Here is a 21474-nt window from a genome sequence, read left to right on the forward strand (position 1 = left end):
CGGTGCCTGAGTACCGGCCACCCGACTCGGACCGGTGTTTGAGTACCGGCGGTCTCGAGTTCGGCCGGCTCCTATGTTCGCGCGCTACCCGTTCCGGACGACATGGTCGATCGCGCCGGCCACGTCGGCCGTGACGTGGGTCGGCCGGAATTCGTGCTCGCCCCACGCCCGGCCGCCGGACACCCAGACGCTGCGCAGACCCAGGGCGACAGCGGCGAGGATGTCCTTGTGCGGCGAGTCGCCGACGATCCAGGCGCCGGCCAACGGCAGCCCGGCGAGGGCCGCCGCGTGCTCGAAGATCTCCGCGGCGGGCTTCTTGTGACCCACGGCCTCGGAGATCACCCAGCCATCGACCAGCCGGTCCAGCCCGGTACCGCGGATCTTCGCCTCCTGCTGCGCGGTCCCCCCGTTGCTCACGACGACGCACCGCCACCCGGCTCGGCGGGCCGCGATCAGGGCGGTCTCGGTGGCGTCGGTCAGCCGGGCGTGCTCGGCCCCGCCGCCGTCGACCAGCGCGCCGACGGCGGCGGGCGGGACGGCGTTCCCGTACCTGTCGGCCAGGGCGGCGGCGACCACGTCCTCCGCGGTGTAGCCGCCGCCGTCGGCCTCCATCACCCAGGCCACGTCGCCGGCCGGCAGCCCGTGCTCCGCGAGGAAGAGCGCGACGGCGTGCCGGAACGCCGCATCGCGGTCGATAAGTGTGTTGTCCAGATCCACCAGCAGCAATCCCATGGGAATACGATCGCGCGGCACCGCCCCGACGGGTAGTTTCCTGCTCCGCCACTACGTTTCCGAGGAGGCCGTGATGCACCGCGACCACGACGCCGAGGCGTCCTTTTGAGCCGACCAGCAAGCGCCGCCGGGGGTTCCCTCTAGCGAGTCCCAGGTCAAACGAGGCGATCGTACGGTCGGAGCCGACACCGAACTCATCGAGAAACTGGGCGGGAACAATCCGTGCCCATGCGGTTCCGGGCGGCGGTTTCCGACGGTGCTGCCGGGCCGGCGGCCGCTTCGACGACACGAACGGGCACTACTACGTGCGTGACTGACCATCGTCGACGGCGTCGCCCCGAGCGGCGCCGCGGCACGTTCGGGGCCGTGCGCGCAGGCCCAGCACGGACGGGTCAGTTCATCGGGAGCTGGTCGGGTGGGAAGAGTTCGTGCCCGGCCCACGGATCGACCGCCTCCGGGTAGTCCGGATCGGCCGCGGCCGGCTCACTCCGAACCGGCGGCATCGGCCTGGTGTGGGCGGCCGGGATCGGCCCGGTGTGGGCCGCCGGCATCGGCCCGGTGTGGGCCGCCGGCATCGGCCCGGTGTGGGCCGCCGGCATCGGCCCGGTGTGGGCCGCCGGCATCGGCCCAGTGTGGGCCGCCGGCATCGGCCCAGTGCTCACCGGCGGCATCACCCGCGTCGGCGGAGGTGCGTCGGCTGGCGCGTGCGGCCAATCGGCGGGCGCCTGCGGCGGATCGGCGGGCGGCGGGGCTGTGCTGGTCGTCAGCAGGTCCGCGGCGCCGGACAGTTCGGCCTGGAGACGGGCGCGGGCGGACGCGAAGACGGTCCCGGTCAGCCCGGCCAGGGGTTCGTGCCGGCGGCCGGCGAGCGCGCGCCGCACCTCGTCGGTGGCCGCGCCGATGTCACCGGTCCGGTGCTCGGCGCGGGCGCGGGCCACGGTGGCCCGGAAGTGGTCGGCGTCCACGGTGCATGCTCCGGCGCGCAGCACGTACCCCTCAGGGGTGAGGGTGATCAGTGCGGTGCGCTGGGGGTCGAGGGCGCGGCGCAGCCCGCCGATGTAGCGCTGCACCGCGTCGACGCCGTTCTCCGGTGGGTCGGAGCCCCAGAGCGCGGCGACGATGTGCGTGATCGGCAGGGGTGTGCCGGCGTTGAGCAGCAGCAGGGCGAGGACGGCCTGTTGCTTGACCGGGCCCAGGTCGACCGGCTCGGCGCCCCGGAACGCGCGGACCGGGCCGAGGATCTCCACCCGCAGCGCGCCCGCGGACGAGCCGTCGGTCATCGCGATCCCCCCGGTGAACTGCTGCTACGCCTGCGGCAGCCGGGACAGCATAACCGCGTACGCGTCAACTGCCGATCGGCCCGTCCACCCCGGTGACGATCTCCCCGGTCGCGGTGTCGATGTCCACGGCGTACTCCTTGCCCGCCAGCGTCGCTCTCACCCGGTAGAGGGTGCGGCTCTGCTCGGTGACGGTTTCCACGCCGGTCACTTCGCCACCGCCGAGACGTTGCAGGACGATGTCGCGGGCCTGATCCTCGGTGACGCCGCTGGGCAGGCTCTCGGTCGGTACCGCACCGGACGCGGCGCTCGGCGCGGGGTTCGTCCCACCGTGGACGTCGTCGTTGCCCGGTTCCGGGTCGTTGCACCCGGCGAGCGCGAGGACGAGGGCAACGGCGGCGATCGGCATCGCGGGGTGACGCATGGGGGGCTCCTTGCCTGAGCGGACGGTGTGACGTCCGGGCGCGTACCCCGAAGACGCCCGGATTCACGTGCGTCCCTCCGCCCGTCCGCCCCGGCTCCGCAGGCCGCCGGGGGCGGGTCAGGCGTTCATCTGCATGATCTGGATGAGGTTGCCGCAGGTGTCGTCGAGGACGGCCGTCGTCACCGGGCCCATTGACAGCGGCTCCTGGGTGAAGCGCACACCGAGGCCGCGCAGCCGCTCGAACTCGCCCCGCACGTCGTCCACCTGGAACGAGGTGATCGGGATGCCGTCGTTGACCAGCGCCTCCTTCCACGGCTTGGCGGCCGGGTGGCCGGACGGCTCGAGCAGGACCTCGCAGCCGTCGGGGTCCTCCGGCGAGACGACGGTGAGCCAGCGGTCGGTGTCACCCATCGGGATGTCGTTCTTCGTCACGAAGCCCAGCTTCTCGGTGTAGAACCGGTGCGCCGTCTCCTGGTCGTCGACGAGCACACTTGTCACATAGACACGCATCAGGTCTCCTTGGTCGTGCGGCGCCATCGGTCGGTCAGGCGCTCGAGCGGGCCGGAGTCGAGGTGATGAAACTTGTACCGCCCCTCGCGGCGGCCGATCACCAGCCCGGCCCCGATCAGCACCTCCAGGTGCTGCGAGATCGCCTGCCGGGAAAGCCCGAGCTGGTGTTTCATGGTCAGCCGCGTGCAGATCTCGAACAGGGTCTGACCGTCCCGATCCGCCAGCTCGTCAAGGATCTTGCGCCGCGTCGGGTCGGCCAGCGCCTTGAAGACCTTTGCGCCGTCGTCCATGCCACCACAATAGGCAAGTCTGGACTTGCATATCAAGGGACGCCCTTCGCTGAGCGCGCCGATCTCTAAGAAACACCTGCTGACGCCAGTAGCGCCGAGCGCCAGCCATGTCGGGGTGGACGGCCGCGATGTTCACCGCCCCTTCGCCGGTCGGGGCACGTCCGCCATTAGGCGGCGTCAGTCCCGCGCGACTGGAGATGGACCCGCCGGATGGCGGGGAGAACCCGCCGCATGGCGCTCGGTGGGGTGGGGCGCACGGGTCATGCTGGTGACGGCGATCACACGATGGTGATCCTCCGTTCATCTGGAGGCCATATGAGTACCCCACCGCCCTTCGATCCCGAGCTTGCCGCCGCCCTCGCCGTCATCGGCGAGCAGTTGCCGCCGGCGCTGACCCCGGAGATGGTCGCCGAGCTGCGGCTGGGTGGCTCGATGGCACCGGTCAGCGACGACGACCTGCGGCGGGACGGGCGGTTCACGGTCGAGGAGCGCAGCGTGCCGGGGCTGGACGGTGACCCGGACGTGTCGCTGCTGATCTGCCGGCCGGTGCATGCCACCGGGACGCTGGGCTGTGTCTACCACACGCACGGCGGCGGGATGATCCTCGGCGACAGCCGGGCCGGGGTGGCCGAGATGCTCGACTGGGCGGAGCGGTTCGGGCTGGTCGTGGTCTCGGTGGAGTACCGGCTGGCACCGGAGACGCCGCACCCGGGGCCGGTGAACGACTGCTGGGCGGGGCTGGTGTGGACCGCCGAGCACGCCGATGAGCTGGGCTTCGACCCGGGACGGCTGATCGTGGCGGGTGCCAGCGCCGGTGGCGGGCTGGCGGCCGCGCTGGCGCTGATGGCCCGGGACCGCAACGGGCCGGCGCTGCTCGGGCAGATGCTGATCTACCCGATGATCGACGACCGGAACGACACGCCGTCGGCGGTGCAGATGGCGGGGCGCGGTGTCTGGGACCGCACGTCGAACGCGACCGGCTGGGGTGCTCTGCTGGGTGCGGCGGTGGGTGGGCCGGACGTGTCGCCGTACGCCGCGCCCGCCCGCGCCACGGACCTGTCGAACCTGCCGCCGGCGTTCATCGACGTGGCGAGCGCGGAGACGTTCCGCGACGAGGACGTCGCCTACGCGAGCCGGATCTGGCAGGCCGGCGGGGTCGCCGAGTTGCACGTCTGGCCGGGCGGGTTCCACGGCTTCGACGGCATGGTGCCGAGCGCCGCGATCTCCCAGGAGGCCCGGGCGGCGCGGGTGCGCTGGCTGAGCCGGCTGTTCGCCGCGTGACGACGACCCGCCCCTGCGCCACGAGCAGGCTAGCCTCGGGGTCGTGAAGGATCTGGTCGTCCGGCTCGCCGCGCTGGACGCGAACGCCAGCGCCGCCGTGCAGGTCATCGCGTACTTCGACGGCCTGGTGGAGGCGGGCGCCGGGTTGCCGAGCATCGTGCGCGGCGCCGCGGTGCTGGCGGGCTGCCCGGCACGGCTGGACGACGACGGCCGGCGGGTGCACATCCGGATGCTGCCGGACGGTGTGCCCGCGCCGGCGCCGGGTGCGGCCGACCCGTCCTGGCCGCAGGCCGGTGCCGGGACGGCGGAACTGCGGTTGGAGCGTACGGGCGGACCCGGCCCCGTCGACGCCATGGTGCTCGAACGTGCCGCGAGTGCCGCCCGGGCCGTGCTGGACCGCACCCGGGGCCGTGGACCGGCGGCCGCCGACGACGCGCTGATGGAACTGCTCGTCGACGCGGACGCCCCGGTGGACGCACGGTCACGGGCCGGTCGGCAGCTGGGGCTGGTCACGGCGTACGCCACGGTCCTGGCCTCCGGCGAGATCCGCGTCCACCCCACCGGCCCGGCGCCGCCCGCGGGCCGCACCCCGAGCGGGGCCGGGACACCGCCGGCGGGCCGCGCCGGGATCGGACCGGACGTGCCGGTGCTGGAGTTGCCGGTGTCGTACGCGGCCGCCCGGACGGCGTTGCGGTTCACCGCCGCCGGGACCGACGACGACCCGGGTGAGCGGGTGGTACGCCACGACGAGCTGGGCGCGCTCGCCGTCCTCGCGGAGGTTCCCGAGCCCGGCGCGGTCCCGGACGTACGCCGGTTGGAGCAGGCCGCGGCCGCCGCGCCGTGGCTGCTGCGCACCGTGCACGCGGTGGCCGGCACGAACAGCCTGCGGGCGGCGGCCACGGCACTGCGGCTGCACCATTCGTCGTTGCAGGACCGGGTCGCGCACGCCGAGCACCTGCTGGGCTGGAGTCTGCACGAGCCGCACGGGCGGTTGCGGGTGCAGCTGGCGCTGACGCTGCGCCGGCTGCACCGCAACCCCCGGCCGGATCAGCGGGCTTCGTAGAGGGCGGTCACCTCCGCGTCGGTGAGGCTGCGGTCGTACGCCCGTACGCTGTCCACCGCACCCGACCAGAAGTCGGTGGGGTTGCCGGCGAACCGCGCCCGGCCCACCGACAGCGGTCCCGTGCTGACCACGTCCGGACCGGCCGGTACCGCGGCCACCCGCTGCCCGTCGACGTAGAGCCGGATCTCGCCGGTGGCGTGGTCCCGCACGCCGGCCAGGTGGTACCAGCGGTTCAGTTCGGGCGTCGTCACCAGCCGGGCCCGGTTGCCGCCGGGGGTGCTGAAGGCGAAGGCGCCCTGGCCGTACTGCAGGTAGAACGGATTCTCCACCCGCCGGCCGTCCTGGCTGACCGCGGTGGCGTAGTTGCCGGGCAGCCGGTCCAGGGTCACCCACGCCGCGATCGTGTAGTCCTTCGTGGTGTCCAGTACCGGTGCCGCCGTGTCCGCGGAGTCGCCGTCACCGTCGAACGTCAGGGCGGTACCGGTGACACCGGGCGCCCACCCGGTGTCGCCGGTCAGCGTCAGGTCGCTGTCCCCGGCGCTGTCGCGGGCGGTGGTGCCGCTGCCCTCGTCCAGGTTCCAGTCGCCGCGCCCGGGGTAGGTCCGGTCCGCCCCGGCCGAGGCGCCGGCCGCGATGATTTTCAGGTTGATCGCCCGTACCGCCGCGGGGTCGACCTTGATCTCGCGCCGGTCGTAGGTCCAGAGCCCGTTCAGCTCGTTCTCCAGGTCGGTGATCTGGGTGTAGACCGAGCCGGAGAGTTCCGCGCCGGCGGCTTCCAGGTAGAACCGCTCGGTGTTGTCGACGTAGCGCGCGGTGAGCGCGGCCTTGTCCGCCACCCCGCTGTAGATGACCGCCGGCGGACCGGGCCACATGTGCCCGGGTGTGCGCAGCGTGAAGCCGCCGTGCTCGCCGTCCATCGCGATGCGGGTGGCGTCCGGGTAGGCCGGGTCGGTGTTGTTGTAGTCGTGGTGGTCGATGACCTCGCCCTTGCCGGAGTCACCCTTGGAGGCGCAGCAGTTCACGCCGCTGTGCGCGTTGAGGATGCGGGACGGGTCGGCGGCCTTCATCTGTTCGGCGATCCGGCCGGTCTCCTCCCGGTTCCACTCGCCCCAGCCCTCGTTGAAGACGATCCAGCCGATGATCGACGGGAAGTTGTGCAGCTGCCGCATCATCTCCCGGCCCTGCTCGAGGAACGCCTGCTGGCCGGCGGTGCCGGTGATGTCGGCGGAAACGAAGTCCTGCCAGACGAGCAGGCCGAGCTCGTCGGCGTGCCGGTAGAAGCGCGCCGACTCGACCTTGATGTGCTTGCGGACCGCGTTGAAACCGAGCTTCTTCGTCTCGGCCAGGTCGAAGCGCAGCGCCGCGTCACTGGGCTGGGTGTAGAGGCCGTCCGGCCAGAAACCCTGGTCCAGGGTGGCGAGCGAGAAGATCGGCTTGCCGTTGAGGGTCAGTTTCGGGAAGCCGCCCACCTGCCGGACCGCAACCTCCCGCAGACCGACATAGGCGCGGACCCGGTCGGTGCCCAGGGCGACATCGAGGTCATAGAGGTACGGGTCGTCGGGGCTCCACAACCGCGGCTTGGCGATCTTGACCCGTAGGTCGGTGCCGGCCTGCCCGCTGACCGACCCCACCTTCCTGCCCTGCTTGTCCCGCGCCACGACCGTGACCGGGCCGCCGGCCGCCGGACCAGCGCGCCCACCACTGCTCCTGCGGCATGTCGCCGGCCGCGGCGACGAACGCGTTGACGGCGGCCGCGAGATCGACCGGCCCGGTGGTCGGCATCGCGGCGACCACGGCGGCGATGGCGGCCTCCCGGCGGCGCATGGCTTCGCCGAGCAGGTCGCGGCCAGCCGCGGTGAGGGCGAACCGGCTGGCGCGGCGGTCGGCGGGGTCGTCGTACCGGGCGACCAGGCCTTTGCGGATCAGGCGGTCGCCCATCCGGGATGCGGTGGAGGGCGTGACGTCGAGTTCCTGCGCGAGGTCGACGGCGCGCAGCGCGCCCCGGGAGACGAGCAGCACCAGGGTACGGAACTGGGGCAGCGTGACATCCTCGTCGACGGCGGCCAGTGACCGCGCGGCCATGCCCACGAAGACCCGGCTCAGGGCCAGCAGGGCGTCGACGACCGCACCGTCGCCGGCCGCGTTCACCCTGTCGGTCGCCACACCTCGAAGCCTAGGACCTCGAGGGACCGCACCACCGACACGAGGCAGGGAAAATCGACGGGCTTGGCGGCGTACCCCTGAACCGGCAGCATCTCGGTGCGCAGGATCCGCTCGGCCACCGGCGAGTCGGTGAGCAGCACCACCGGGACGTTCCGGGTGTCCGCGCGGGACCGCAGGTGGCGCAGCACTTCCCGGCCGTCGCGGCCGGGCAGGTTCACGTCGAGCAGCACCACGTCGGGGATGGGCGGGCCGGCGGCGAGGTGGGCGAGGGCCCGGCGTACGTCGTGGGCGACGTGCACCCGGTTGACCAGCCGATGGTCGTCGAACTCGGCGTGCATGAGCAGCGCCTCGGCCGGATCGTCCTGCACGACCAGGATCTCGACGTGTACGTTGCCGTCGCTCAACCGACTCCCCCGCCACCAGATACATGCACTACTGCATGTATTCCTCATGGTAGGCCGACCCCGCCAGTGATCCCACACGTGGCCGGCGGCGCTGAGCAGGCCATATTGACGCAGCGGGGAGACGACGCGGACAACTGACACGAGACTGTCATACGGCCGGCTACCGCATGCTGGAGACGGGGAGCCGGTTGCGGTCGGCGCGCTCGGCCCCGTACCGGGCGGCAGCGGCCCGGGCCGGCGGACTCAGGGCCGCGTGGTGCCCTCGGTGAGAACCTCACGCACCGCCGCGACGACGACCCCGGGTTGCTCGTGCGGGACGAGGTGACCGCTGCGACCGGCGACGACCAGCCGGGACCTGGTGGAGAGCCGGAGCATCCGCCGCTGCCCGTCCTGCCAGATCTTCTCGAGCTCCGCGCCGGTCGTGGTGTCGATGCCCGCGGCCGCGTAGTCCTGCGGCAAACCACGGGCGACGACGCGCAGGGGCAGGTCACCGAGGTGCCGGCCGCGTACCGCGTCCTCGGTCCGGCCGATGAGGTCCGCCTCCCGCTGCTTGGTGCCGAAGTAGCTGGGCGAGGCGGTGACATCGAGGAACTCCCGGCGCTGGTCCGGCGGCACCAGACCCTGCAGGAGCGTGTCGTCGGCGGCCCGCAGCAGGCCGAGAGTCTTGAGGGTGGCAGGGATCCACGGCGGCAGGGAGGTCGCCGTGGTGACGCCCTCGAGCAGGGGCGCCGTGCGGCGGGCGTCATCCTCGGGCCGGGCGTCGACGAGGACGAGACCTGCCACGTCACCGGGGTACCGCTGCGCGAACTGGCGGGCGTAGAGGCCGCCCATGCTGTGTCCCACCAGGACGTACGGCTTCGGCGCGCCGACCCGGTCCAGCGCGGCATGCAGCTCGGCGGTGATCTCCTCGCCGGTGCGCGGGCCGTCGGCGGGTTCACTCCAGGCGTAGCCGGCGCGGTCGTAGCGCACCACGGTGGTGTCCCGGGCGAGCTCGCCGGCCACGGCCGTCCACGACGACGCGGCCTCGCCACTGCCCGACTCGAGGACGACGGTGGGGCCGCCGGAGCCTTCCCGCACCAGGTGCAACCGGTGCCCGCCGACGTCGACGAGGGTGCCGGGCATCGGGTGCGCCGATCGTCCGGCAGCGGCCAGCCGCCACTCAGCGACCGCCCCGGCCAAGGGCAGGACGAGCAACGCGACGAGTACGGCGACGGCACATCTTTTTAACACAGTCGTGTTCACAAAAGTTATGCTAACACGGTCGTGTACATTCGATGGATGCCCCGCCTCATCGACCACGGCGCCCGAGAACAGGCCATCGCCGACGCCGCCTGGCGGGTCCTCGCCCGCGACGGCATCCTCGCGCTGTCGGTGCGCAACGTCGCCGACGAGGCCGGGCTCGCCACCGCCTCCCTGCGCCGGGCGTTCCCCACTCAGGACGCCCTGCGCGCCTTCTGCCTCGAACTCACCGGGCGCCGGATTCAGGCACGACTGGACGCGCTACCGGCCGGCCCCGACGTCCGCGACCACGTCCGGCGATGCCTGGAACAGCTGCTCCCGCTCGACACGGAGCGCCGGACCGAGATGGAGGTCTTCCTGACCCTGGGCACCCTGGCGTTCACCAACCCCACGGTCCGGGCCGCGTTCGACACCTCGCACGCCCTCGTCGGCCAGGCGTGCCACTCCCTGCTGGGCATGCTCGCCGACCTGCCCGCCTACGCCGGCCTGCGCCCGGCCCTGCCCGAACACGCGCGCCGGCTCCACGTCCTCCTCGACGGACTCGGGTTCCACCTGGCCCACGACCCGGCCCTGACCGCCGGATGGGCCGCCCAGGAACTCCGGCACCATCTCGACAGCCTCGAGGACCCCGGCCTGAGCGCGGCCTGAGCGGGGCTCAGGCCGACCACAGCGCACACCTCCGAGGATCGACGGACAACGATCCGACGAGTACGGAGGAAGCGATGAACCTGTCCCGAAAAGCAGTGGCCCTCGCCGCCGGTACGGCTGCCGTTCTGTGCGTCCCGGCGGCAGCCGTGGCCGGGCCCGACCAGAAGATCTCCCGGCTGCGCGGCTCGGCGACGATCACCTACCCGCCGTCGCCGACCGACACCGTCCGGTTCACGGTGGACGCGTACGCCCGCCATGACCGGCCCGGCCCGAACCCGACGGCGTCGTGGGGCACCGCGCACCTGCGGCACCACTTCGCCGAGCCGGACGTCACCGTCTGGTACTCGATCAAGGTGGACTGCCTGATGGCCGCCGGCGACCAGGCGGTCGTCACCGGCACGGTGGTCGACGCGTCGGCGAACGGGCAGGCCCTGATGCACACCCGGATCGGGTTCAGCGTCGCCGACGACGGGCGGCGGGACCTGGTCGGTTTCAGCGGCGGGACGAGCCCGTACGAGAACGACTCCCCGGCGTTGCGCAAGTGCACGGCGCCGCCGCCGTTCTTCACCGTCCGCGAGGGCGGCTACGCGGCCGGCGGCGCGATGTACTGGTGACCGGTCACCTTGGTGACAATCAGTGGTTTTACCACCACGCTGAGCGCGAGACTGCGGCATGGCGCCCATCTCGCACGTCGTGGACCGCTGCGGCCGCTGTTCCGGACGACATGAATTCCACCTCGTGGTGGAGATGTCCGGCCAGCAGGTCCTGACGTTCGCCGGGCCGGCCGACGACAGCGCCGACGCCGGTCCGGCCGGGCAGGACTGGGACGTGGAGTTCCGATGCCCGGAGACGGGGAAGCTGTTCACCGACCGGGTCGTGCTGTCCACCCGCCCCGGCGCCCGGGTGCTCAGCGTGCGCAGCGAGCCGGCCGGGTCCGCCGCCCGGCCGGACTGGCGTGAGGCCGAGGTCGGTGAATGGATCAAGTCGTCGGCGGGGACCGGCCGTGACTTCTGCCGGACGATGATCGGCGCGGGCACGGCCGCCCTTCCCCTTTACTTCGCGGTCCTCAAACTGCTCGGGCTGGAGAGCGCGCACGGCGGGTGGCGGGCTGCCACCCTCGGCCCGCCCGTCCTCTTTCTCGCCGCGACAGTGGTCTTCGTCGTGGCGCTCCGGCCCGCCCTGCGACCGATCGACGTCGCGACCGTCGAGGCAGTCCGGGAACACCGGCTCCGGACGATGAACCGGGCGATCACCGGAGGCCTCGTCCTCTTCGGGATGGCGATGGCCCATTCGCTCGTCCTCTTCCTTGTTCTGCTGTGGAGGTGAGATGCGTTTCAGCGGATCGCCCGCGCCCCCGGCCGGCGACGGACCGGACAACCTCGACGCCATGGACGCGCTGACGTTCTCGCGGCTGCTGTCCGCCTGGATCATGCAGGTCTGGACGCAACGCCCCGACGTACCCAGGGACCAGCCCGAGCTCGACACGTTCGAGGAATTGGCGCTGATCCCCGAGTTCCGGCGGGGCTATCCGGCGGCTGACTGGCGCGCGCTCGGCCGCGGTGCCACGGTCGAGCAGTGCTGGCTGGGTCAGCAGCTCGAGTTGCGGACGGAGATGCGATGCCTGATCAGTGATGCGTTCGGCGGAGTTCCGGTGGCTAGGGTGTCGCGCAAGACGCTCCTGGAGCCACGGGAACTGGTGGACTCCCTGTGCCGATGGCTGACCTACCCCCGGCCGGAATGCTCCGCGATGGTGGTGACCGGTCCCGCCAGCGGTCACACCGTGCTGCTGACCGGCTTCGACGAGCAGGAGCAGTGCATCCGGTTCCGGGATCTGTGGCCGGTCAGTTCGCTGCTGGCCGCGCCGAACAACAGCACCGGGATCACGGCGCGTGCCACCACCGACGGGCAGTGGCTCGTCGATCCCGAGCAACTCGCCCCCACCCTGGCCGCGGTGGTCGTCGAAGAATCGGTCTGGCGATCCTGGTCGATGTACGACCAGTTCACCGCGCTGCGATCAGCGGTTCCCGGGTCGGGCTGGGACGACGTCGAGCTCGCCGCGATGCCGTGGCATCCCGGCCACCGGCCTGCGCCCTCGGCCGAGCAGGCCGCCTTCGACGAGGCCTGCAAGTACCTGTCCGCGCACGAATCGGTCCCGGGCGCGGTCGCCGGGGCCGCCTGCCGCTACGGCACTCTGCTGAGCAGCCGTGGCGAGACCGCGGAAGCACTTCACTGGTGGCGGCAGGCGGCCATGATCGGCGCCATCGAGGCGAGTGATCGCCTGGCCGCCGCGCTCGATCAGAACGACCCCTACGAGGCGGGGTACTGGCGGGCCCGGTGGCGTGCCGAGCCGGCGGCCATTCCTGCGGGTGAGCACGGAGCCGGTTTCCAGCAGCTGCCGGACTGGCGGGTCAGCCCGGCAGGTCGGGAATTCCGGCGTGGGCTCGACCTGCTTCACCGGGGCGAGCCGGGCGCGGCGACGGAGGTGTTCCGCGCTGTCTGGCGGTCCGACGACAAGGAGGCTGCCGCGTTCGCCGCCAACGAGCTCGGGCTGCTGATGTGGGCTGACGGCAACATCGTCGCCGCCACGGCCGCCCTGTTCGAGGCGGCCGTCTCCGGCTGCTTCACGCCCGCCGCCCACGGATGGGCGAACCTGGGCCGCATGCGTGACCAGCAGGGTGACCAGCGAGGCTCCGAACAGGCCTACCGGCAGGCGGTCGCCACCGGGCACTACGACGTGACCGCCGCGTCGGCCCTCGCCCTGGCAATGAATCTGTACCTCGCGGGCCGGACAGACGAGGCGATGACCTGGTGCGAACATGCGGTGTACTCGAACGACAGGCGCGTCTCGCCCGAGGCCGCCGCTTGGCTGGGCACGTTGATGTATGCCGAGACGGACGATGCCGATCGCTCCACCTACTTCCTGACCAGGGCGCTGGCGTCGGAGAACCCGGCGACGATCGACATGGCCCGTGAGATTCTCGGGGATGCCGACGACGCCGGGTGACAGATGTCGGCGGAGCTCTCAGCGGGCTTTGCGGACGCGCGCTTGGCCCCGCGCTGCGGTCATCGGCGCGGGGACCCGTTTCGTCCCCGCGCAGCGGCCGGGGCCGGTCAGTCCTCCGCGGCCAGGACGGCCTCGGCGGCGGCCCGGCCCATCCGCAGGGCGCCGTCGACGTGCTGGAAGCCGGCGCCGGCCAGGTCGGAGCAGGCCCAGTGGATGGGGCCGACCGGGGCGCGCAGGTCGGGGCCGTACCGGGTGAGGCCGCCCAGGTCGAAGCTGGCCCCGTACGCGCCGCGGGTCCACTCCTCGCTCGCCCAGTCCGACTCGTAGTAGACGGCCGGGGTCAGCGCCTGCTCGCCCAGGAAGTCGGCGATCGAGGCGAGGATGTGCTTGCGGCGCTCGTCGGCGTCCAGCGCGAACAACTGGTCGGCCTTCTCGTCGGCGACGAAGGCGACAAGGGTGCCCCGGGTGTCGCCGTGGTTCGTGTTGTCGTAGACCTCCTGCACCAGCGACCGGGAGCCGAAACCGGTGCCGGAGAGGCCGTCGGCCCGCCAGAACGGGGTGTCGTAGACGGCGTGCACCTTGATGACCAGGCCCATCGAGAGGTGCTGGTGCATCTGGTGCTGACGGCGGGGCAGCGGCGGCTCGTAGCTGATCCGGGAGAACAGGGGCGGCGGGACAGCCACGATCACGTGCTTCGCCCGTACGGTGACGGTGTCGGAAATGACGGTGACCGCGCCGCCTGCCTCGCGCCGGATGGTCCGCACCGGGCTGGCGAGGTGCACGTCCGCGCCGAGCGGTCCGGCCATCGCCAGCGACACCGACTGCATGCCGCCGACCACGCGCCGGTCCAGGATGAAGTTCTCGTCGGTGAGGTGCGAGAACGAGCCGGCCGAGGCGGCCATCAGCAGGGCCTGCAGCGCGGAGAAACTGTGCGCCGGCTTGGTCAGCATGCCGCCCGCGATGAACAGGCCGACCGCGTCGCAGGCCTCCTCGTCGGTGGACTGCTCGCGCAGCCAGCGGTGGAAGGAGATGGTGTCGAGCTCGCGGGCGCGCGGATGCTTCCACGGGGCGTCCGGGTCGATGTCGGCGACCAGCTCGTCGAGCAGGACGGTGAGCCGCGCGATCTCGGCGACGGTCCGCTCCCCCGCCGGGAACGTCGCGTCCTGATAGCGGATGCGGGTGCCGTCGGGTGCCAGGTAGACGGCGTCGCCGTCGCGGAAGCGCGGGTACGTCTCGAGGCCCAGCTCGTCGAGCAGCCCCCGCAACGCGGTCTGGTCCGGGGACACCCACTGGCCGCCGATCTCGAGGAACGCGCCGTCGATCACCTCGCTCCAGGTGCGGCCACCAACCCGGTCGCGCGCTTCGAGGACGGCCACACTGCGCCCGGCGGCGACGAGGGTCCGGGCGGCCATCAGGCCCGCCGGACCGGCGCCGACCACGACAGCGTCCCGTTCGATGACGGTGTTCACAACTCCTCCAGTGCTGGCGGATTACCTCAAGTCTGCATACAACGCTACGCCAACGTCGATGTCAACGCCGTTTACAGGTGGTAGACCATAGTCACATCAGATCATGGGAATCGATCGGGGTCCGCCCCCGGGCTCGTACGCTGTTACCTTCGGCATCGATGAGTGACTTTCTGATCGGCGGCGACCTTCCGGTGCGCCGGATCGGGTTCGGCGCCATGCACCTCTCCGGCGACCCCCGGGACACCGCGATCACGGTGGCCCGGCGGGCGGTCGAACTCGGCGTCAACCTGATCGACACGGCGTACCTGTACGGCGGTGGCGCCAACGAGGAACTTCTCGCCGAGGCGCTCCACCCGTACCCCCAGGATCTCGTGCTGACGACCAAGGTGGGCGTCGCGCGCACCGGGCCGCAGGGCGAATGGAAGATCGACGGACGGCCGGCCGTGCTGCGCGAACAGGTGGACGGCGCCCTGCGCCGGCTGCGCACGGACCGCATCGAGCTGCTGCAACTGCACCGCATCGACCCGGAGACACTGCTCGCCGACCAGGTGGGCACGCTCGCCGAACTACGGGCCGCCGGCAAGATCGGGCGGATCGGCCTCTCCGAGATCAGTGTGACCGAGCTGGACCAGGCCCGGTCGATCGTGGACATCGCCAGCGTGCAGAACCGGTACAACGTGCTCGACCGCGAACACGAACCTGTCCTGGACGCGTGCGCGCGGGCCGGCATCGCGTTCCTGCCGTGGCGCCCGGTGGCGGCCGGCTCGGCGGGGGCGCCCGGTTCGCCGGATGTCGCCGGGCGGGTTGCCGCGGTGGCGGCCGAGCTCGATGCTACGGCCACGCAGGTGGCGCTCGCGTGGCTGCTCGGGCACTCCCCCGTCATCCTCCCGATCCCGGGAACGACCCGGGTGGCGCACCTGGAGGAGAACGTCGCCGCCGGACGGATCCGCCTCTCCGACGAACAGCAGGCCAGACTTTCTTCCTAGGCGGCTTCTCAGCGCCGGCCGCCCGCGTGTCAAGCACACTTGACTGCACGGCAGCACGCGGCGTAGCGTGTCAAACACACTTGACACCTCCTCGGAGGAGGGCACCGTGCGAGCACTCGACGAAACCAAGGCCGCCGGCTGGTTCGCGCTCTGGACCCTGGGCTGGGTGGCAACGCTCGCCCTGGCCAAGTTCGGCCCGCAGCACCTGTGGGAGCCCGCGGCCGCGAGCTGGATCGCCGTCGCCGCCAACCTCATCGCCGGCATCGGGTGGATCGTCGCCTTCACCCGCCTCCTGCGCGCGCTCGACGAGCTGCAACGGAAAATCGTGCAGGAAGCGCTGGCCATCACGCTGGGCGTGGGCTGGGTGATCGGCTTCGCCTACGTCGTCGCGGACACCGCCGGCCTGATCACCCGCGACGTCAACGGCGCCGCCCTGCCCGTGCTCATGGGCATCGTCTTCATGGTCGCCTTCGCCGCCGGCAGGTTCCAGTACCGATGAGAAACCGCCTCACCGAACTCCGCGCCCAACACGGATGGACACAGGCCGACCTGGCACGGCGCGCCGGCGTGTCCCGGCAGACCATCAACGCCGTCGAGACGGGAAAGTTCGACCCGAGCCTGCCCCTGGCCTTCCGGCTGGCGAGGCTCTTCGAGCTGCGCATCGAAGAGATCTTCCACGACGACCAATGAGGTACGCGCCCGCAGCGCCCCACTCCACCGCAGGCGGAGTCGCCCCACCCAGCCGCCCGCAGTCGCCCCGCCGCCCGCAGTCACCCAGCCGCCCGCAGTCACCCAGCCGCCCGCAGTCACCCAGCTGCCCGCAGTCACCCGCCCGCCGCAGGGCGACCACCTCGCCGCATGCCGGTCACCCTGCCGCAAACCGGTCGCCTTCCGCCGAACCCGTCGCTTCGCTTTGTCCAGCCGCAAGCCAGCCGCTTCACTCGCTGTCGGCGGCAGGTCCGGTTGACCGGTAAACCCCAGCCGCGCCGATCGTCCCGCCACGCAAGAAGAACCGTTCGGGCCGTCCACATCGTGAGATGTTGATCTGCTAGCGATGCGAAATCGCGGTTTCAACCCCATGATCACAGCGATTTCGTAGCGCTAGCAGATCCACATCGCCGCACGTCGCGGAGGCAACGCAGCAGCGGATCACGGCGGACATGGGCGGCAGCCGTTACGCGTCCGGTGTGTGCGCGGGCCGCGTCAATCCGCAAGACGGGCCGTATCCCTCCTGCCACCGCGGACCGAGCTGGTTCCGGACGCCCCGCAACCTGGCACGTGGCGGACACCTGGCAACCCGGCACGTGGCGGACGCCCGGCAACCCGGCACGTTGCGGACACCTGGCAAACCGGCACGTTGCGGACACCCGGCAAACCGGCACCTTGCGGACACCCGGCAAACCGGCACCTTGCGGACACCCGGCAACCCGGCACGTGGCGGACGCCGCGGACATGGTGGCTGACCTCATATAACCGGCTGAGCGGCAAGCTCGGCCCACCGCGGCGCGCGGTTCTAGTCGCCGCCGCCGCCCCCGCCGCCGCCGTCTCCCCCGCCGCTGTCACTGCCGCCGTCGCTGCCGCCCCACCAGGAACCGCCGCCGTCGGAGCCGGAGCCGCCGTCGCCACCCGATCCCGAGCCGCGCGAACCGCGGCGCCGGCGGTCCCGCTCCTTGAGCTGCCGCTGGACCGGGCTCCGACGGTCCGTCCGGGACTTGTGGACCAGTAGAGCGACGACACCGATCACCAGGATGACGCCCGCAACGATCAACATGCCCCGAGTGTGCGGCATCGGTGCCACTCCCCGGTAACCACGGTGAGCAAAGCCGCACGCCGCGGGGAAGCGATGACGGTATTCATGTCGGTCTCCCGGCGCACCACCGCGATCCTCGACCGGCACACCGCGACGATGCAGGGCGGCGAACCGGCCCGGGACTGACGGCCGCTCAGCTCTCCCGCGGCGGGGTGAGCAGGTAGTCGTCGGCGTCCGGGCTCCAGGCCAGTCCGATCGAGCCGGCGGTCGCCGCGGCCTTGGCGAACTGGAGGAAGCTGCGGTAGCCGAGTTTCTTCTCGCTGAAGTCGGGCGCCACCTTGCGTACCTTGTTCTTCAGCCCGGACAGGGCCACCGGCGCCGCACCGGCCGCCAGGTCGGTGACCACCGTGCTCAGCAGCCCGAACGCCGCCTCCCGGTCGCCGTGCTCGGGCAGTGACACCTCCGGGTCGCCCTTGGCCTGGCCGTCGCCGAGTTCGATGACGCCGGTGCCGGCGAGGTGGCGCAGCAGCTCGCCGAAGGCGCGGAAACCGTAGTCGGCCTCGTTGAACGTGGGGTCCTTGCGCAGCAGGGTGCGCTTGACGGTGGAGGCGGTCACCGGGCCGCTGGCGCTGCGTTGCAGGCCGGAGACGGTCTGCACGACGAGCGTGGAGAGGGTCTCGGTGTCGCGGGCCGGTGCGTCGACGACCGGTTCCGGCGTCGGCTCGGCCGGGGCCGGGGAGATCGGCTCCACCGCTTTCACCGGGCGGCCGCGCCGTGGCCGTGACGGCGGGATCTCGACACCGTCCAGGTGGTCGTAGAAGAGGAACTCGTCGCACGCCGGCGGCAGCAGCGCCGACGTGCTGCGTTCCACGCCGACCCCGATCACCCGCTTGTTGAGCGCCCGGAGCTTGTCCACCAGCGGGGTGAAGTCGCTGTCGCCGGTGCAGAGCACGAACGTCGACACGTACTGCCGCTCGAACGCCAGCTCCAGCGCGTCCACGGTCATCTTGATGTCGGCGGCGTTCTTGCGGGACGTGCCCATCCGCTGCGGGATGTCGATCAGCTCGACGTGTGATCGGGTCAGCATCCGGCGGTCCTCGTCGAAATAGGACCAGTCCGCGTACGCCCGGCGCACCACGACCCGGCCCCGCTCGGCCAGCGCGTCGGCGACCGGGCGCAGGTCGAAGACCATGCCACCGAGGTGCTCCCGGGCACCGATCGCGAGGTTCTCGTAGTCGAGGAACAGGGCGATCCGCTCTTCTTGATCCACGCGGGTCAGCCTACCGGCGGGCGGAGGTAACCGTCGGCGGCCAGCGCCCGGGCGTGCCGGGCATAGTGCGAGTCGTCGCCCGGCAGCGCCGTCGCCAGGCCGTCGACGTAGCGGTTGAACATGGCGAACGCGGCCGCGATCAGGACCGTGTCGTGGATGGCGCGGTCGTCGGCACCCGCGGCACGGGCGGTGGCGATGTCCTCGGTGGTCACGGAGCGGCCGTCCACCCGTACCCGATCGGCTATCGCCAGCAGCGGCCGCAAGGTCGCGTCCGCCGGGTCGGCACCGCCCAGCTCCTCGGCCACCGCGCCGTGTGTCCGGGCGCAGAACTCGCAGCCGTTGCCGCGGGAGACGTGCGCCGCGATGGTCTCGCGCTGCGCGGGCGTCAGCGGGGACGGGCCGCGCAGCAGCGCCTCGGCCAGCTGGTTGAGCGGGCCGGCGATGTCCGGGCGGGTGGCGAGCAGGCCGGCGATGCCGGGCAGCGGCGGAAGATCGATGTGCGGCATCGTGCCAGCGGACCATCCCGGCACGGGTGTTGTCCACCGTCGCCGAATACCGGTTGCCGGGTGCACGCCGCGATTCGTAGGGTCGCCACACCTGCGGGAAAGGACCATGCGATGCGACGGCTCGGGCCGGACGACTGGCGGACGTGGCGCGACATGCGGCTGGCCGCGCTCACCGACGCGCCGCGCGCTTTCGGATCCTCATGGGCGAAGGAGCAGGGGTACGCCGAAGCCGACTGGCGTGCCTGGCTGGCTCCCGCTCGCGGGCTGAAAGTGGTCGCCGAGCACGACGCCGGCATGGTCGGGGCCTGGGTGCCCGCCGATCGGGGCGGCGCGGTCGAGCTGTACACCATGTGGGTGCGTCCGGAGTGGCGCGGCCGCGGGGTCGCCGGCTCGCTCATCAGTGAGGTGCTCGACTGGGCGCGGGCGCATGACCACCCGCGCGTCGACCTCTGGGTGACCGGGGAGAACGCCGCGGCGGAGCGCCTCTACCGGCGGCACGGGTTCACGATGACCGCGGAGACTCAGCCACATCCCGCGTTCGACGGCCTGCTCGAGCATCTGATGACTCGCCCCGCCCCACCGGCGGGCGCGCCTTCGGCGGGGTGCGAGCCGAGCCGACGTGGGGAAGAACGGTGATGAGGGGTTCACCGTGCGGGCCGACCCGGAGGGCAACAACGGATCGACGTACATCTTTTGCTGAGGTTTGTTGACAGTCGGCGGGCCGGTGGGAAGAATCCGCTCTGAGAGCGCTCTCCTTCCCCGTTCCCCCGGCCGCACCCTCGCCGCACGTCGCCGTCCGGACGTGCGCCCGCACGCGGGTGCGTGAAAGGACGAGCCCGTGCCCCGTCGCGTCCGCAACGCCCTCATCGTCGTCACCGCGGCACTCACCGCCGTCGCGCTCAACCCACTGACCGGCCCCGCCACCGCGAACCCGGCGGCCCCCGCGCAGCCGACGGCCCCCGCACCCCAGCCCTCGGCCGCTCCCGTCACGCTCGACCTTGCCCCCGGCATGCTCGCCGCGATGCGCCGTGACCTGCGCCTCGACGATCGGCAGATCGCCGACCGGCTCACCACCGAGGCCGCCGCCCCGGTCGTCGAAGAGCGGCTGCGACGCCAGCTCGGCGCCCGCTTCGGCGGCGCCTGGATCCCGGCCGGCGGAACACGTCTCACCGTCGCCGTGACGAGCGCCGCCGACGCCGCCGCGGTCCGCGCCGCCGGTGCCGACGCGACGGTCGTGAAGCGCAGCGAACGCGACCTCACCGCGGCCAAGAACACCTTGGACCGGCACGGCGACCAGGCGCCGGACACGGTGCGCGGCTGGTACGCCGACCCGGCCGCGAACACCGTCGTGGTCACCGCGGCCCCCGGCGCCGAGGCGGCCGCACGCCGGTTCGCCCAGCGCAGCGGCGCCGGGACGGTCACCGTCCGGACCAGCGCCGAACGGCCGGAGCCGCTGTGGGACACCCGCGGCGGCGACCAGTACGTGATCAACGGCAACACGCTGTGCTCGATCGGCTTCGCCGTCGCCGGCGGCTTCGTCACGGCCGGGCACTGCGGCGGCACCGGCAGCCCGACGCTGGGCTTCAACAACCAGGCGCAGGGTACGTTCGCCGGCTCCTCGTTCCCCGGCAACGACTACGGCTGGGTCCGCACCAACGGCAACTGGGTCTCCCAGCCGTGGGTGAACAACTACTCGGGCGGCAACGTGCTGGTCGCCGGCTCGCAGGAAGCGGCGATCGGCAGCTCGATCTGCCGGTCCGGCCGGACCACCGGCTGGCGCTGCGGCACCCTGCTCGGCAAGAACGAGACGATCAACTACCAGCAGGGTTCGGTCTCCGGCCTGCACCGCAGCAACGCGTGCGCGCAGCCCGGCGACTCCGGCGGGTCGTGGATCTCCGGCAACCAGGCGCAGGGCGTCACCTCCGGCGGCAGCGGCGACTGCACCTCCGGCGGCACCACGTGGTTCCAGCCGGTCAACGAGATCCTCGGGGTCTACGGCCTGTCCCTGACCACGACCGGTGGCGGTGGCGGTGGCGGCACGGCGATCGTCAGCAACTGGAACAACAAGTGCCTGGACGTGCCGGACGGCAACTTCGCCGACGGCGTGCTGGTGCAGATGTGGTCGTGCAACAACTCGGCCGCGCAGAAGTGGGAGGCCGTCGGCGGCAGCCTGCGCACCGGCAACAACAAGTGCCTGGACATCCCGTGGGGTTCCACCGCGAACGGCGTGATCCTGCAGATCGTGACGTGCAGCGGCAACCCGGCACAGCAGTGGGTGCTCAGCGCCGCCGGCGACCTGGTGAACCCGCAGGCCAACAAGTGCGTCGACATCAAGGACTGGAACGGCAACGACCGGGCCCAGCTGCAGCTGTGGGACTGCGCCGGCACCGCCAACCAGAAGTGGCGTCGCGGCTGATCCGTCGCTGACCCCGCCGGGCGCCCGATCGCAGGGCACCCG

At 72.0% G+C, this 21474-nt stretch carries 25 protein-coding genes; 12 read left to right on the forward strand and 13 right to left on the reverse strand.

Going from position 1 to position 21474, the window contains the following annotated elements:
- Window positions 1–84: 84 nt before the first annotated feature.
- A complete protein-coding gene (locus LPA41_RS36460; protein ID WP_229075841.1) occupies window positions 85–732 on the reverse strand; it encodes an HAD family hydrolase in 648 nt (215 codons plus the stop codon).
- A gap of 205 nt (window positions 733–937) precedes the next feature.
- Between LPA41_RS36460 and LPA41_RS43425 the strand changes: the two genes are divergently transcribed.
- Window positions 938–1045: an SEC-C metal-binding domain-containing protein gene (locus LPA41_RS43425; protein ID WP_374238258.1), complete on the forward strand. Its 108-nt coding sequence runs from the start codon at window positions 938–940 to the stop codon at window positions 1043–1045.
- 79 nt (window positions 1046–1124) lie between these two features.
- Here LPA41_RS43425 and LPA41_RS36465 read toward each other — a convergent pair whose 3' ends face one another.
- The 4 genes from LPA41_RS36465 to LPA41_RS36480 form a co-directional block, all read right to left on the reverse strand.
- Window positions 1125–2012 carry a winged helix-turn-helix domain-containing protein gene (locus LPA41_RS36465; RefSeq protein WP_229075842.1) on the reverse strand — a complete coding sequence of 296 codons (888 nt, stop codon included), beginning with the start codon at window positions 2010–2012 and terminating at the stop codon, window positions 1125–1127.
- Between the two features lie 64 nt (window positions 2013–2076).
- Window positions 2077–2433, reverse strand: coding sequence for a PepSY domain-containing protein (locus LPA41_RS36470; protein ID WP_229075843.1), 357 nt, complete (start codon window positions 2431–2433; stop codon window positions 2077–2079).
- Window positions 2434–2550: 117 nt separating this feature from the next.
- The gene (locus LPA41_RS36475) at window positions 2551–2943 is read right to left on the reverse strand and encodes a VOC family protein (protein WP_229075844.1); all 393 of its coding nucleotides are present in this window, start codon (window positions 2941–2943) and stop codon (window positions 2551–2553) included.
- Window positions 2943–3233, reverse strand: a complete 291-nt coding sequence (locus tag LPA41_RS36480) for a helix-turn-helix transcriptional regulator (protein WP_229075845.1) — start codon at window positions 3231–3233, stop codon at window positions 2943–2945. The genes LPA41_RS36475 and LPA41_RS36480 overlap by 1 nt, the downstream gene beginning before the upstream one ends.
- A gap of 315 nt (window positions 3234–3548) precedes the next feature.
- Between LPA41_RS36480 and LPA41_RS36485 the strand changes: the two genes are divergently transcribed.
- Window positions 3549–4514 (forward strand): alpha/beta hydrolase, encoded by a 966-nt coding sequence (locus LPA41_RS36485; RefSeq protein WP_229075846.1) that lies wholly within the window; start codon window positions 3549–3551, stop codon window positions 4512–4514.
- Window positions 4515–4557: 43 nt separating this feature from the next.
- Window positions 4558–5577, forward strand: coding sequence for a helix-turn-helix domain-containing protein (locus LPA41_RS36490; protein ID WP_229075847.1), 1020 nt, complete (start codon window positions 4558–4560; stop codon window positions 5575–5577).
- On the opposite strand, the gene LPA41_RS36495 is transcribed toward LPA41_RS36490, so the two are convergent.
- The 4 genes from LPA41_RS36495 to LPA41_RS36510 form a co-directional block, all read right to left on the reverse strand.
- Window positions 5562–7208 carry a LamG-like jellyroll fold domain-containing protein gene (locus LPA41_RS36495; RefSeq protein WP_229075848.1) on the reverse strand — a complete coding sequence of 549 codons (1647 nt, stop codon included), beginning with the start codon at window positions 7206–7208 and terminating at the stop codon, window positions 5562–5564. The two genes, LPA41_RS36490 and LPA41_RS36495, sit on opposite strands and share 16 nt — an antisense overlap.
- Entirely contained in the window at window positions 7117–7740 is a 624-nt protein-coding gene (locus tag LPA41_RS36500; protein WP_229075849.1) for a MarR family winged helix-turn-helix transcriptional regulator, read from the reverse strand. The genes LPA41_RS36495 and LPA41_RS36500 overlap by 92 nt, the downstream gene beginning before the upstream one ends.
- Window positions 7722–8144, reverse strand: coding sequence for a response regulator (locus LPA41_RS36505; RefSeq protein ID WP_229075850.1), 423 nt, complete (start codon window positions 8142–8144; stop codon window positions 7722–7724). The genes LPA41_RS36500 and LPA41_RS36505 overlap by 19 nt, the downstream gene beginning before the upstream one ends.
- A 243-nt stretch (window positions 8145–8387) precedes the next feature.
- A complete protein-coding gene (locus LPA41_RS36510; protein WP_229075851.1) occupies window positions 8388–9386 on the reverse strand; it encodes an alpha/beta fold hydrolase in 999 nt (332 codons plus the stop codon).
- A 36-nt stretch (window positions 9387–9422) separates the two neighbouring features.
- On the opposite strand from LPA41_RS36510, the gene LPA41_RS36515 reads away from it, so the two are divergent.
- The 4 genes from LPA41_RS36515 (at window position 9423) to LPA41_RS36530 (ending at window position 13035) form a co-directional block, all read left to right on the forward strand.
- A complete protein-coding gene (locus tag LPA41_RS36515) occupies window positions 9423–10031 on the forward strand; it encodes a TetR/AcrR family transcriptional regulator (protein ID WP_229075852.1) in 609 nt (202 codons plus the stop codon).
- Between the two features lie 74 nt (window positions 10032–10105).
- Window positions 10106–10645, forward strand: coding sequence for a hypothetical protein (locus tag LPA41_RS36520; protein ID WP_229075853.1), 540 nt, complete (start codon window positions 10106–10108; stop codon window positions 10643–10645).
- Window positions 10646–10769: 124 nt separating this feature from the next.
- On the forward strand, window positions 10770–11357 hold the full coding sequence (locus LPA41_RS36525; RefSeq protein ID WP_229075854.1) for a hypothetical protein: 588 nt from the start codon (window positions 10770–10772) through the stop codon (window positions 11355–11357).
- Window position 11358: 1 nt separating this feature from the next.
- Complete coding sequence (locus tag LPA41_RS36530; protein ID WP_229075855.1) at window positions 11359–13035, forward strand: hypothetical protein; 1677 nt, start codon at window positions 11359–11361, stop codon at window positions 13033–13035.
- Window positions 13036–13142: 107 nt separating this feature from the next.
- Here the strand turns inward: LPA41_RS36530 and LPA41_RS36535 are convergent, their stop codons facing one another.
- Window positions 13143–14504, reverse strand: a complete 1362-nt coding sequence (locus LPA41_RS36535) for an NAD(P)/FAD-dependent oxidoreductase (protein WP_229075856.1) — start codon at window positions 14502–14504, stop codon at window positions 13143–13145.
- 158 nt (window positions 14505–14662) lie between these two features.
- On the opposite strand from LPA41_RS36535, the gene LPA41_RS36540 reads away from it, so the two are divergent.
- The 3 genes from LPA41_RS36540 (at window position 14663) to LPA41_RS36550 (ending at window position 16180) form a co-directional block, all read left to right on the forward strand.
- On the forward strand, window positions 14663–15490 hold the full coding sequence (locus LPA41_RS36540; RefSeq protein ID WP_229075857.1) for an aldo/keto reductase: 828 nt from the start codon (window positions 14663–14665) through the stop codon (window positions 15488–15490).
- A gap of 106 nt (window positions 15491–15596) precedes the next feature.
- On the forward strand, window positions 15597–15989 hold the full coding sequence (locus LPA41_RS36545) for a hypothetical protein (protein WP_229075858.1): 393 nt from the start codon (window positions 15597–15599) through the stop codon (window positions 15987–15989).
- Entirely contained in the window at window positions 15986–16180 is a 195-nt protein-coding gene (locus LPA41_RS36550; protein ID WP_229075859.1) for a helix-turn-helix transcriptional regulator, read from the forward strand. The genes LPA41_RS36545 and LPA41_RS36550 overlap by 4 nt, the downstream gene beginning before the upstream one ends.
- Window positions 16181–17003: 823 nt before the next feature.
- Here LPA41_RS36550 and LPA41_RS36555 read toward each other — a convergent pair.
- The 3 genes from LPA41_RS36555 to LPA41_RS36565 all read right to left on the reverse strand — a co-directional run bounded on the left by LPA41_RS36555 (window position 17004) and on the right by LPA41_RS36565 (window position 19016).
- Complete coding sequence (locus LPA41_RS36555; RefSeq protein ID WP_229075860.1) at window positions 17004–17261, reverse strand: hypothetical protein; 258 nt, start codon at window positions 17259–17261, stop codon at window positions 17004–17006.
- Window positions 17262–17433: 172 nt separating this feature from the next.
- Window positions 17434–18510 (reverse strand): NYN domain-containing protein, encoded by a 1077-nt coding sequence (locus LPA41_RS36560; RefSeq protein WP_229075861.1) that lies wholly within the window; start codon window positions 18508–18510, stop codon window positions 17434–17436.
- Window positions 18511–18515: 5 nt separating this feature from the next.
- On the reverse strand, window positions 18516–19016 hold the full coding sequence (locus tag LPA41_RS36565; protein ID WP_229075862.1) for a carboxymuconolactone decarboxylase family protein: 501 nt from the start codon (window positions 19014–19016) through the stop codon (window positions 18516–18518).
- A gap of 111 nt (window positions 19017–19127) precedes the next feature.
- On the opposite strand from LPA41_RS36565, the gene LPA41_RS36570 reads away from it, so the two are divergent.
- Window positions 19128–19652 (forward strand): N-acetyltransferase, encoded by a 525-nt coding sequence (locus LPA41_RS36570; RefSeq protein WP_229075863.1) that lies wholly within the window; start codon window positions 19128–19130, stop codon window positions 19650–19652.
- A gap of 373 nt (window positions 19653–20025) precedes the next feature.
- The gene (locus tag LPA41_RS36575) at window positions 20026–21432 is read left to right on the forward strand and encodes a ricin-type beta-trefoil lectin domain protein (RefSeq protein ID WP_374238259.1); all 1407 of its coding nucleotides are present in this window, start codon (window positions 20026–20028) and stop codon (window positions 21430–21432) included.
- The last annotated feature ends 42 nt before the right edge of the window (window positions 21433–21474 follow it).

It is taken from the genome of Actinoplanes sp. DH11 (assembly GCF_020873875.1).
Taxonomy (GTDB): Bacteria; Actinomycetota; Actinomycetes; order Mycobacteriales; family Micromonosporaceae; genus Actinoplanes.